9 protein-coding genes are annotated in these 12,433 nt (G+C 73.4%); 4 read left to right on the top strand and 5 right to left on the bottom strand.

The annotated features are described in order from the left end of the window. The first annotated feature begins 158 nt into the window (after positions 1–158). Positions 159–614 carry a hypothetical protein gene (locus tag ACE4Q9_RS04095; protein WP_397982837.1) on the top strand — a complete coding sequence of 152 codons (456 nt, stop codon included), beginning with the start codon at positions 159–161 and terminating at the stop codon, positions 612–614. An 80-nt stretch (positions 615–694) separates the two neighbouring features. On the opposite strand, the gene ACE4Q9_RS04090 is transcribed toward ACE4Q9_RS04095, so the two are convergent. The 5 genes from ACE4Q9_RS04090 to ACE4Q9_RS04070 all read right to left on the bottom strand — a co-directional run bounded on the left by ACE4Q9_RS04090 (position 695) and on the right by ACE4Q9_RS04070 (position 7,536). After that, complete coding sequence (locus tag ACE4Q9_RS04090) at positions 695–2,914, bottom strand: NADP-dependent isocitrate dehydrogenase (protein WP_397982836.1); 2,220 nt, start codon at positions 2,912–2,914, stop codon at positions 695–697. A 120-nt stretch (positions 2,915–3,034) separates the two neighbouring features. Beyond that, a complete protein-coding gene (locus ACE4Q9_RS04085; RefSeq protein WP_397982835.1) occupies positions 3,035–3,436 on the bottom strand; it encodes a DUF4186 domain-containing protein in 402 nt (133 codons plus the stop codon). A gap of 199 nt (positions 3,437–3,635) precedes the next feature. Then, a complete protein-coding gene (locus ACE4Q9_RS04080; RefSeq protein WP_397982834.1) occupies positions 3,636–4,733 on the bottom strand; it encodes a mechanosensitive ion channel family protein in 1,098 nt (365 codons plus the stop codon). Between the two features lie 189 nt (positions 4,734–4,922). Further along, on the bottom strand, positions 4,923–6,434 hold the full coding sequence (locus ACE4Q9_RS04075) for an amino acid permease (protein WP_397982833.1): 1,512 nt from the start codon (positions 6,432–6,434) through the stop codon (positions 4,923–4,925). A 37-nt stretch (positions 6,435–6,471) separates the two neighbouring features. Beyond that, positions 6,472–7,536, bottom strand: a complete 1,065-nt coding sequence (locus tag ACE4Q9_RS04070) for a hypothetical protein (RefSeq protein ID WP_397982832.1) — start codon at positions 7,534–7,536, stop codon at positions 6,472–6,474. Between the two features lie 475 nt (positions 7,537–8,011). Here ACE4Q9_RS04070 and ACE4Q9_RS04065 point away from each other — a divergent pair, with 475 nt between their 5' ends. From ACE4Q9_RS04065 to ACE4Q9_RS04055, 3 genes are all read left to right on the top strand, one after another. Further along, on the top strand, positions 8,012–9,442 hold the full coding sequence (locus tag ACE4Q9_RS04065) for an FGGY family carbohydrate kinase (RefSeq protein ID WP_397987114.1): 1,431 nt from the start codon (positions 8,012–8,014) through the stop codon (positions 9,440–9,442). Between the two features lie 206 nt (positions 9,443–9,648). Beyond that, positions 9,649–11,094 carry an FAD-dependent oxidoreductase gene (locus tag ACE4Q9_RS04060; RefSeq protein ID WP_397987113.1) on the top strand — a complete coding sequence of 482 codons (1,446 nt, stop codon included), beginning with the start codon at positions 9,649–9,651 and terminating at the stop codon, positions 11,092–11,094. Further along, positions 11,091–12,419, top strand: a complete 1,329-nt coding sequence (locus ACE4Q9_RS04055; RefSeq protein WP_397982831.1) for an NAD(P)/FAD-dependent oxidoreductase — start codon at positions 11,091–11,093, stop codon at positions 12,417–12,419. Before ACE4Q9_RS04060 ends, ACE4Q9_RS04055 begins: the two co-directional genes overlap by 4 nt. Positions 12,420–12,433: the final 14 nt, after the last annotated feature.

Raw genomic sequence — 12,433 nt, 5'->3', positions numbered from 1 at the left:
GCAATGTTCCGGACATGCGGGGCGGCGGCCCGGGTCGTTCGTCCCGGCTCGGTTCCCATTGTCACCGTCCCGTCACAGCCGCGGGGGCCGGTGAAACCCGTGACCCCGCTCGGCTCTCTCCCTGGGTGTCAGCCGATCTTCACAGCAGAGGACGCTCAATGAACCACCGTCACGTCTCCGCCGCCCTCGTCGCCGCCTCGGCGGCGGCCCTCCTCGCCACCACCTGCGGGACCGCCGGGGCCAGCCCGATGCGGAGCGCCGCCCCCGCCGCCTCGGCCACGGCCTGGAAGCCGTGTCACGTGCCCGCGGGCCGGCACTTCCTGAAGCTGGACTCCGCCAAGAACGTCAAGGGCAAGGCGGTCGTGCGCGTCACCCCGCAGACGTGCAAGGTGAACACGAAGAACGACGAGGACGTCGTCTACACCCCGAGCGGCGCCGCCCGCTCCCTCGGCTTCGCGCCGGGCGCCGTGGTCGAGGTCCTGCGCGACACCACGACCGTGAAGGTCGCCCCGACGTGGCTGGCGAACCACAAGCTCGCCAACAGCCCCTACTTCACCTACCACGTCAACGCCAAGGGCCAGATCACCGCCCTGTCGGAGATCTACCACCCGTGATCCGCCGCCTCTGACGGAGAACAGCACCGCGCCCCACCGCCCGGCGAGGGCGGTGGGGCGCGGTGCGACGTGGGCCCGGATCAGCTGAGCGAGGCCAGCGCCGCGTTCCAGGTCGCCGACGGGCGCATCACCGCGTCCGCCTTCTCCTGGTCGACGCGGTAGTAGCCGCCCAGGTCGACCGGCTTGCCCTGGACGCCGTTCAGCTCGGCCACGATCTTCTCCTCGTCGGCCGCGAGGGACTCGGCGAGCGGCGCGAACGCCTTGGCCAGGTCGGCGTCGTCGGTCTGCTTGGCCAGCTCCTGCGCCCAGTACAGGGACAGGTAGAAGTGACTGCCGCGGTTGTCGATGCCGCCGAGGCGACGGGTCGGGGACTTGTCCTCGTTGAGGAAGGTCGCCGTGGCGCGGTCCAGGGCGTCGGCCAGGACCTTGGCGCGGGTGTTGCCGGTGGCCGCCGCGTACTGCTCGAGCGAGGGCACGAGCGCGAAGAACTCGCCGAGCGAGTCCCAGCGCAGGTAGTTCTCCTTGACCAGCTGCTGGACGTGCTTGGGCGCCGAGCCGCCGGCGCCGGTCTCGAACAGGCCGCCGCCCGCCATCAGCGGGACGACCGACAGCATCTTGGCGCTGGTGCCCAGCTCCAGGATCGGGAACAGGTCGGTCAGGTAGTCGCGCAGCACGTTGCCGGTGACCGAGATGGTGTTCTCGCCGCGGCGGATGCGCTCCACCGACAGCTTGGTGGCCTCGACCGGGGGCAGGATGCGGATGTCCAGGCCCTCGGTGTCGTGCTCCGGCAGGTACTGCTTGACCTTGGCGATCAGCTGCGCGTCGTGGGCGCGGTTCTCGTCCAGCCAGAACACGGCCGGGTCGCCGGTGGCGCGGGCGCGGGTGACGGCCAGCTTGACCCAGTCGCGGATCGGGGCGTCCTTGGTCTGGCAGGCGCGGAAGATGTCGCCCCGCGCCACGGCCTGCTCCAGGACCACGTTGCCGGCCGGGTCGACCAGGCGGACCGTGCCGTCGGCCGGGATCTCGAAGGTCTTGTCGTGGGAGCCGTACTCCTCGGCCTTCTGCGCCATGAGGCCGACGTTCGGCACCGAGCCCATGGTGGCGGGGTCGAAGGCGCCGTTCGCGCGGCAGTCCTCGATCACGGCCTGGTAGACGCCGGAGTAGCTGTGGTCCGGCAGCACCGCGAGGGTGTCGTGCTCCTGGCCGTCCGGGCCCCACATGTGGCCGGAGGTGCGGATCATCGCCGGCATGGAGGCGTCCACGATGACGTCCGAGGGGACGTGCAGGTTGGTGATGCCCTTGTCGGAGTCGACCATGGCCAGCGCCGGGCCCTCGGCCAGCTCGGCGTCGAAGGACGCCTTGATCTCGGCGCCCTCGGGCAGGTTCTCCAGGCCCCTGTAGATGCCGCCCAGGCCGTCGTTCGGGGAGAGACCGGCTGCCTTCAGCGTCTCGCCGTACTTCGCGAACGTCTTCGGGAAGAAGGCGCGCACCACGTGACCGAAGATGATCGGGTCGGAGACCTTCATCATCGTGGCCTTCAGGTGCACGGAGAACAGCACGCCCTCCTGCTTGGCGCGGGCGACCTGCGCGGCGAGGAACTCGTTCAGGGCGGCGGCGCGCAGCACGGCGGCGTCCACGACCTCACCGGCGACGACCTTCAGCGGCGCGCGCAGCTCGGTGGTGGTGCCGTCGGCGCCGACCAGCTCGAAGCGCAGGGTGGTGTCCTCGGCGACCACCGTGGACTTCTCGGTGCCGGCGAAGTCGTTCTCGCTCATGGTCGCCACGTTGGTCTTGGACTCGGGGGTCCAGGCGCCCATGCGGTGCGGGTGGGTCTTGGCGTAGTTCTTCACCGAGGCCGGGGCACGGCGGTCGGAGTTGCCCTCGCGCAGGACCGGGTTGACCGCGGAGCCCTTGATCTTGTCGTAGCGGGCGCGGATCTCGCGCTCCTCGTCCGACTTCGGGTCGTCCGGGTAGTCCGGCAGCGCGTAGCCCTTGCCCTGCAACTCGGCGATGGCGGCCTTGAGCTGCGGGATGGACGCCGAGATGTTCGGCAGCTTGATGATGTTGGCCGCGGGGGTCTTGGCGAGCTCGCCCAGCTCGGTCAGCGCGTCCGCGATGCGCTGGTCCTCGTTCAGGTACTCGGGGAAAACGGCGATGATGCGCCCGGCCAGCGAGATGTCGCGGGTCTGCACGGGCACACCGGCCTGCGAGGCATACGCCTGGACCACTGGCAGGAACGAATGCGTCGCCAGGGCGGGGGCCTCGTCTGTGTACGTGTAGATGATGGTCGAGTCAGTCACCGGGTGCTCCGCTCCACGTCTGCAACATTGCTCGACATCAAGATATCTCGTGCCGGAGGCGGGCTCGACAGGGGTGGTGTTCCGGGACCGCTGTTTTCCGCCGCCCGGCCGCCCGCCCGGTCAGTCGCTCCCGCTCACCTCCCCGGGCCCGCGGGCCAGCTCGCGCTCGATCCAGCGGCAGATCACGTCCACCACGTACACGTGCTCGGCCCTGCTGAGCCGCCGTCCCTTGGGGATGCCGTGCCAGCGCAGCAGACAGCTCCGGCAGCAGGTGGCGGTCGCGTGCTGCGCCACGAAGACGGGATGCCCCCGGTACGGCGTCTGCTTCCCGTCCTTGTACGGCGCGGCCGGCGCGAGCCGCTTCCCGATCAGGTCGTACGCGTGCCACCTCAGGGTGGCCGGCCCCTTCTCCCCGGCAATGACCCGCTCCCGCCCCCGCAGCCGGAACCGCGCCCGGAACGGCTGCCGGGCGAGGGCGTCGAGACGCTGATCAAGGGCACGGGGGTCGGGCGAAACGGTCATCTCGGTACGAGGATACGACTGCCCCAGTCACCCCGGCCTACCGCGTCACCGGGGCGGCGCCGTCCGCCGTCCCGCGGCACACCGGCAGGTCAGCGGCGCGCGGGAGCCAGGGCGGCGGCCGTCCTCGCGGAGGTCCGGTCCAGCGGCCGGCCCGGTCGGACGCCGCACCGAGTCCGGCATCCGGTTCCGGTGACCGCCATCACTCCGCCCCCTGCCCGGACGCCCGCCGCGCCGCGTCCCCCGCGTTCCGCTGCTGGGGGATCGTGAAGGTGCCCTGCTGGAGGGCGACGGTGCGGACCGGGGAGGGGATGTGGATGTCCTCCTGCTGGTAGCGGCGGTGCAGGCGTTTGATGAACTCGTGCTTGATCCGGTACTGGTCGCTGAACTCGCCGATGCCGAGGATCACCGTGAAGCCGATGCGGGAGTCGCCGAAGGTGTGGAAGCGGATCGCGGGCTCGTGGTCCGGCAGCGCGCCCGGCACCTCACGCATCACCTCCGTGACGACCTCGGCGGTCACCCGCTCCACCCTCTCCAGGTCGGCGTCGTAGCTCACCCCCACCTGCACCGGCACCGTGAGCCGCTGCTCGGGCCGCGTGTAGTTGGTCATGTTGGCCTTGGCGAGCTGGCCGTTGGGGATCACCACCAGGTTGTTGGACAGCTGGCGGACCGTCGTCTGGCGCCAGTTGATGTCGACGACGTACCCCTCCTCACCGCTGCTCAGCTGGATGTAGTCGCCCGGCTGGACGGTCTTGGAGGCCAGGATGTGGATGCCGGCGAAGAGGTTGGCGAGGGTGTCCTGGAGCGCGAGGGCCACCGCGAGACCGCCGACGCCCAGCGCGGTGAGCAGCGGCGCTATGGAGATCCCGAGGGTCTGGAGCACCACCAGGAAGCCGATGGCCAGCACCAGCACCCGTGTGATGTTGACGAAGATCGTCGCCGAGCCCGCCACGCCCGAGCGCGACTGCGTGACCGTGCGCACCAGCCCGGCGATCACCCGCGCCGCGGAGAGCGTGGCCACGAGGATCAGCCACACCTCCAGCACCTGATCGGTGTGGTGCCGCACGGCCTTGGTGAGGGGCAGCACGAGCGCCGCGGCGGCCACACCGCTCGCGATCAGCGCCCACGGCACGATCGAGCGCAGCGCGTCCACGATGACGTCGTCGCCGCTCCAGCGGGTCCGCTTGGCGTGCTTGGCCAGCCAGCGCAGCAGCGAACGGGAGAGGAACGCGGCCACCAGGCCCGCCGCGACCGCGATGCCGGCGATCACGGCGTCGTCGAGGGTCAGCGCGCGGTTCACCGGTCACCTCCGGTAGCGGGGGGTCGTACGGCGGGCCGTATGAGAGGTCTCGTCACGTTGTCACCTGCTCGATGTGCGGGATGTGCGAACGTGCCGGTCCCGGAACTCCGGTGACCGGCACGAACGTTCATCCTGCCGCATCCGGAACGCGCCCTACCACCGGGCCCGCTGGAGCCCGCGCGGCCCCGATCAGATGATGCCCTCGGCGAGTTCGGCCTGGTCGCGGTCGCTGCCGTAGGCCGCCGTCGGGGTGCCGTACGAGCGGCGGGCCACGTACCACCAGACGCTGGCGAGGAGCAGGACGACGGCCAGGGCCACGGCCGCGTAGTTCATCGTGCCGACGGTGACCGGCGAGGACTGCGGCAGGCAGAACAGGACCGTGACGCACGCCACCCAGACCACCGCGACCCAGCCGACCGGCCTGCTCCACCGGCCCAGGTGCCAGGGCCCGCGGCGGAACCGGTCGCCCGCCCGCAGCCGCAGCAGCACCGGGATGGCGTACGCGGGGGTGATGCCGATGACGTTGATGGCGGTCACCGCGTTGTACGCCGTCGCCGAGTACAGCGACGGCAGCGCGAGCACCCCGGCCACCCCCACCGACAGCCATACGGCGGCCACCGGGGTCTGCGTGCGGGCGCTGACCGTGCGCCACAGCCGGGAACCGGGCAGCGCGCCGTCCCGGCTGAACGCGAACACCATCCGGCTGGCCGCGGCGACCTCGGCGTTCCCGCAGAACAGCTGGGCCACGATCACCACCAGCAGCAGCGCCTTCGCGCCGCCGGTGCCGAGACCGTCGAGCAGGATCTGCGCGGGCGGCACCCCGGTGGCCGTGGTGCGCGTGGCGTCGTAGTCCTGGATCGCGAAGGTGAGCCCGGCGAGCAGTGCGAAACCGGCCAGCCAGGACACCCAGATGGCCCGCACGATGCCCTTGGCCGCGGACACCGAGGCGCGCGAGGTCTCCTCCGAGAGATGGGCGGAGGCGTCGTAGCCGGAGAAGGTGTACTGGGCGAGCAGCAGGCCGATCGCGGCCACGTAGAGCGGGTTCGACCAGCCGGTGTCGTTGACGAACGTGGTGAACACGAAGGACGGCGACCGGTGGTGGTCGGGCACGATCGCGAGCGCGCCGACGATCAGCGCGACCCCCGCCAGGTGCCACCAGACGCTGACCGAGTTGAGCAGGCTCACGACGCGGACACCGAACAGGTTCAGCACCGCGTGCAGCAGCAGGATGGCGCAGAAGATCAGCATCGTCTTGCCCGGCGTCGGTGCGAAGCCCCACTGGAGATTGGCGAACGCGCCGGTGAACAGGGCGGCGCCGTAGTCGATTCCGGCGATCGCGCCGAGCAGACCCAGCAGGTTCAGCCAGCCCGTGTACCAGCCCCAGCGGCGGCCGCCGAGCCGGTCGGCCATGTAGTACAGGGCCCCCGAGGTCGGATAGGCGCTGGTGACCTCGGCGAGCGCGAGCCCGACGCACAGCACGAACAGGCCGACGCCCGCCCAGCCCCACAGCATCACGGCGGGCCCGCCGGTGTTCAGGCCGAACCCGTACAGGGTCATACAGCCGGACAGGATCGAGATCACCGAGAAGCTGATCGCGAAGTTGCCGAACCCGCCCATACGGCGGGCGAGTACGGGACGGTAGCCGAGCTCGCGCAGGCGCCGTTCCTCGTCCTGCTGGGGCAGCTCCGGGGAGGGGGACATGGGGGACCTCCGGTGGTGGGGGGCCAGGGGCGCGGCGTCAGGGGCAGGGGTGGGTTCCGGTGCGGGGTACGGCGCAGACGTCGGCGCAGGTCCCGGCCCGGGGGCCGGCGCCCTCGGCCAGGGCGCGGCAGTGGTCGCGGGCCCGTGTGAACACGTCCACCGCACGACCGCCGCCTTGGACGCGGTACACCCAGGGCAGCGGACTGAAGTACGGGCCGATCGCCTCGAACACCCGGCCCGCGCACGTGAATTGGCGGGCTGCCCACAGGGCGTGCGCCAGGTGGTTGAGGTCCGGCTGCGCGCGCCGGACCGGTGGCGCGTGCTCGAACCAGGAGTGCAGCGCGGAGCGCGCCTCGCCGACGGCGGTGTCCGTGGCCCAGTGCGTGTCGGGGCGGCGCGCGCGGCGGTGGCGCTCGACGCGCACGTAGAGGGGGAGGAGGTGCAGGGCCGAGCCGAGCGGGGCCCGCGCCGCGGCCCAGCGGGCGTAACCGGCCGCGTGCGCCCACCGGTCGCAGTCGTCGTCGGCCCGCGTACGATCGTCCACCCCACCCCGCGCGTAGAGGAACTGGAGCATCCGGTGATGCGCCTCGCGGTTGAACGGGTCGCGCTCGGCGGCCTCGGCCAGCAGCCCCCAGGGGCCCGGCACGAGGTGCGGCTCGGGCGCGTCGGCCCGGTGCTCCGCCCAGCGCTGTCCGGGATCCAGCTGGGCCAGGGCGAGCAGGCAGATCCAGGGCACCGGGTCGTGCGGGGCGAGCCGGGTGGCGGTGTCGGCGGCGTCCCACGCCTCGATCCACAACTCGTGCGCGCGCAGGTGCCGTTCGCGGCGCGCCCGTAACGCCCGCTCCACGCCGACCCGTGCCCGCATCACCGCCGCGTGGGTGCTGTCCGGTTCCTCCGCGAGCCAGGCGCGCACCACGTCGCTGCCGGCGGCCGCCGCCGCGAGGATCTGGGTGCGCTGGGTCCACCGCCACCACTCGGTGGTCTCCGCGAGCAGGGTGCGCATGGCCACCCAGCGCCCCGTGCGCAGCTCCTGGAGCACCGCGCGCAGGGCGTGGTCGGGTCCCGCGGGGTCGTAGGGGAGTCTCGCTCCGTCGCGTGCCATCAGCCGGAGCCCCGGAGTCGGTGACACGCGGACGAGGCGGCGGAGTGAGGTGGCAACAGCCCTCCCCTGGGCGGTGCGTGGTGGTCGGCGGACACTATAGGGGTGGTGGTTGCGCCCCACCATTATTGCCAACTCAATTAGCCATTCCGGAGAGTCGCAAGATCGACGTTCCGCGGGGTTGGAGGAGCATCGCTCCGCGGGGTTGGAGGAGCATCGCTCCGCGGGGTTGGAAGATCACCGGTCCGCCTCGGGTCGGCTTGACGCCGGACGCGGGCGGCGGCAGGCTGACGCGATGATCTCTGGTGCGGGCGCGGGAGGATGCGGGAGGCGCGGATGACGGGGCCGGTATGGCGACAAGGCCCCGTGTGGTGACCGGGCCCGGTGCGGCGACAGGGGCGTCCGTGGTGACAGGGGCGTCCGTGGTGACAGGAGCGCCCGTGGCGACAGGGCCCGATGCGGTGGCGGGGTCGGCGTGGTGACGGGGCCGGTGCTCGCCGTCGATCAGGGCACCTCCGGCACCAAGGCCCTCGTGGTCTGCCCGGAGCGGGGCGTCCTCGGCACCGGGTACGCCGAGGTCCGCCCCCGGCACCGGCCCGGCGGGCTGGTCGAGGTGGACCCGGACGCGCTGTACGACTCGGTGCTCACCGCCGGCCGCGGCGCTCTCGCCGAGGCCGGGGAGCGTGTCGTGGCGCTGGGCCTCGCCAACCAGGGCGAGACGGTCCTCGCCTGGGACCTGGCGACCGGCCGCCCGCTCACCGACGCCCTGGTCTGGCAGGACCGCCGCGCCGAGTCCGTCTGCGCCGAACTCGCCGATCGCGCCGAAGAGTTGCGGCAGCTCACCGGTCTCCCGCTGGACCCGTACTTCGCCGCGCCCAAGATGGCCTGGATCCGCCGCCATCTGACCCGCGAGGGCGTCGTCACCACCTCGGACGCCTGGCTGGTGCACCGTCTCACCGGCGCCTTCGTCACCGACGCCGCCACCGCGGGCCGCACCCAGCTCCTCGACCTCGACCAGGTCCGGTGGTCGTCCCGCGCCCTCGGCCTCTACGGCCTCACCGGCGAACGCCTCCCGGAAGTCACCGATGTCGCCCAACCGGTCGGGAGCACACGAGAGTTCGGCTACGACATCCCGCTCACCGGTCTGATCGTGGACCAGCAGGGCGCGCTGCTCGCCCAGCGCGTCACCGCCCCCGGCGCCGCCAAGTGCACCTACGGCACCGGCGCCTTCCTGCTCGCCCACACCGGCGAACGCCCCCGGCGCGGCGGCTCGGGACTGGTCAGCTGCGTGGCCTGGCGGCTGGGCGGGACGACCAGTTACTGCCTGGACGGCCAGGTCTACACCGCCGCCTCCGCGGTGCGCTGGCTCGCCGACCTCGGGGTGATCGGCTCCGCCGCCGATCTCGACCCGGTCGGCGGCGCCGTCCCCGACAGCGGCGGCGTCACCTTCGTACCCGCGCTCGCCGGACTCGCCGCCCCCTGGTGGCGCGGTGAGCTGCGCGGGTCCCTGACCGGGCTCGGCCTCGACACCACCGCCGGACATCTGGTGCGCGCCCTGTGCGAGGGCCTCGCCGCCCAGGTCGCCGAACTCGCCGAAGCGGCCGCGGGCGACCTCGGCACCCCGCTCGGCACGCTGCGCGTCGACGGCGGCCTCACCCGCTCCGCGCTGCTCATGCAGACCCAGGCCGACCTGCTGCAACAGCCCGTCGAGGTGTCCGCGCTGCCCGACGCCACCGCGCTCGGTGCCGCCACCCTCGCCCGCCTCGGCGCGGACCCCGCTCTCGACGCCGCCGAGGCCCTGCCCGAGCGGCGCCCCGCCGCCGTGTACGAGCCCCGCATCCCCGCCGACCAGGCGGCCGAACGCCGCGCCCGCTTCCGCGCGGCCGTCGCCGCGCTGCCCGGCTCATGAGGGGCCCCGGCGAGGGACGGCGGCCGCCGGGGCCACGGGACACCGGTCAGGTCCCGCCGACCGCACGCCGAATGGGCCGGGCCGGGACCCCGAGCCCGGCACCCTTGGCCGTCACAGCCGAGCCCGCGCGCCTGGCCATCACCGCCGAGCCCGTGCCCCCGGCCGTTACGGCCGAGGCCGCGCGCCCGGCCGTCACCGTCGAGTCCGTGCCCCCGGCCGTCACCGCCGAGGCCCCGTGCCCGGCCGTCACCGGCGAAGGCCCGCTCCCCGACCGGTCGTACGATGTCGCGATCGTCGGCGCCGGAGTCGTGGGTTGTGCCATCGCTCGCCGGCTCGCCCGTCACCCGCGCCTGAGTGTCGCCCTGATCGAGGCGCAGGACGACGTGGGCCAGGGCACCTCCAAGGCCAACACCGCGATCCTGCACACGGGGTTCGATGCCAATCCCGGCACCCTGGAGGCCCGGCTCGTGCGCGAGGGATACGCCCGGCTCGTGCGGTACGCGGCCGAGTCCGGCATCCCCGTCGAACCCGTCGGCGCGCTGCTCGTCGCCTGGGACGAGGAGCAACTCGCCGCCCTGCCCCGGCTCGCCGAGAAGGCGGCGGCCAACTCCTGCGCCGACGCACGTCAGTTGAGCCGAGCGGAGCTGTACTCCCGCGAGCCGCACCTCGGTCCCGGCGCGCTCGGCGCCCTGCACATCCCCGGCGAGAGCATCATCTGCCCCTGGTCCACCACCCTCGCCTACGCCACCCAGGCCGTCCGCGCCGGAGTCGACCTGCACCTGAACACCACCGTCGAGCGGGCGTCTTGGGACGACGGCCACCGCCTGCACACCTCCCGCGGCCCCCTGCGCGCCCGCTACCTCGTCAACGCGGCCGGACTGGGCGCCGACACCCTCGACCACCGCCTCGGATACGACGACTTCGATGTCACCCCGCGCCGCGGCCAGCTCCTGGTGTTCGACAAGCTAGCCCGTCCGCTGGTCCGGCACATCCTGCTGCCCGTACCGACCGCGCTCGGCAAGGGAGTTCTGGTCGCGCCCACCGTGTACGGCAACGTACTGCTCGGCCCCACTGCCGAGGACCTGGACGACAAACGGGCCACCGGCACCACCGCCGAGGGCATCGCCCTGCTGCGGGAACGGGGCCGCCGGATCCTGCCCGCGCTGGTCGAGGAGGAAGTCACCGCCGCCTACGCCGGGTTGCGCGCGGCCACCGGGCAGGAGGACTACCGAATCGCCGCGCACCCCGAGCGGTCGTACGTCACCGTCGGCGGCATCCGCTCCACCGGCCTGACCGCTTCGCTCGCCATCGCCGGGCACGTCACCGGACTGCTCACCGGCACGGGCCTCGACCCCGGCCCGGAACGCGACCTCGAACCGGTGCGCATGCCCAACCTCGGCGAGGCGTTCCCGCGCCCCCACCAGGACCCGGAACTGATCGCCGCCGACCCGGCCTACGGCACCCTCGTCTGCCACTGCGAGCGGGTCTCCCTCGGCGAGATCCGCGACGCCCTCGCCGGCCCGATCCCGCCCCGCGGTCTGGACGGCCTGCGCCGCCGCACACGGGCGCGGGCGGGCCGCTGCCAGGGGTCCTACTGCGGGGCGGCGGTACGGGAGTTGTTCGAGCGGCAGGGAAGGGGCGAGCGCGCATGACGGCGGCACGGCACACCGACGTCCTGGTGGTCGGTGCCGGGCCCGCGGGGCTCGCCGCGGCGGCCCGGCTCGCCGCCGCCGGAGCCGGACGGGTGGAGGTCCTGGAGCGGGAGGAACGGCCCGGCGGAGTGCCCCGGCACTGCGCCCACGGCGGCTTCGGCACCTGGACCCGCCCGCTGACCGGCCCGCAGTACGCCCGCCTGCTCACGGCGGCCACCGAGCGGTCCGGCGCACTGATCCGGACCAGAACCACCGTGCTGGGCTGGCAAGTTGGGAGCGGGCCCGGAACCACCGTGTCCGGCGGGCACATCGGAAGCGCGCCCGGCGCGAACGTGCTGCTGACCGTCGGGCCCGACGGCCCCGAGACGCTCGCGGCGCGGGCCGTCGTCCTCGCCACCGGGGCCCGCGAACGCCCCCGCGCGGCCCGCCTGGTGCCCGGCACCCGACCCGCCGGCGTTTACACCACCGGCGAACTCCAGCAGGCGGTCCACCTGTTCGGGCAGCACATCGGCACCCGCGCGGTGGTGGTCGGCGCGCAGGACGTGTCCTACGCGGCGGCCCGTACGGTCCGCACGGCCGGTGCCGAGGTCGTCGCCCTCGTCACCGAAGACCCCCGCGCCCGCACGAGCCGCGTCCGCGCGCGGTCGGCCCGGCTGGTGCAGGGCATTCCGCTGCTGACCGGCACGACCGTCACCGAACTCCTGGGCCACGGACGGCTGTCCGGCGTCCGCGTGCGCCACCGGGACGGCCGTACGACCGTACTGCCCTGCGACACCGTCGTCTTCACCGGCGACTTCGTCCCGGACCACGAGCTCGCCCGGCGCGGCGCCCTCGACCTCGATCCGGGCACCCGAGGGCCCGCCGTGCACACCGCCCTGCACACCTCGCGCCCCGGCGTCTTCGCCGCCGGAAGCCTCCTGCACGCCGTGGAACCCGCCGGCACCGCGGCCCGCGAGGGCTCCAGAGCGGCCGGTGCCGTCCTGGACCACCTGGCGGGCGCCCCCTGGCCGCGCCCCGGCATCCCGGTCACCGTCGCACCGCCACTGCGCTGGATCACCCCCAACCGCATCGACCCCGACCGCGTCAACCCAGAACGCGCCGACCCGCAACGCGCCCGCCCGGCCGCGCCGCCCCCGCCCCACCTCCTGCGCACCGACGCGCCCTTGCCTTGCCCCGTCCTGTACGTCCATCAGAACGGCCGCCTGCTGCACCGTGCCCGCCTCGGCCCCGGCACCGCCCAGCCGCACCGCGCTCTGAGACTCGGCGTGTCATGGCACGGGCGGGTGGACCCCGAGGGCGGTGAGGTGCGGGTGAGCGCGGGCTGAGCCGGAGGCGTTGT

The sequence above is a fragment of the Streptomyces sp. AM6-12 genome (assembly GCF_044327085.1).
Taxonomy (GTDB): Bacteria; Actinomycetota; Actinomycetes; order Streptomycetales; family Streptomycetaceae; genus Streptomyces.
Note: the sequence above shows the minus strand (reverse complement) of the source record. Positions and strands in the feature narration are given on the sequence as shown.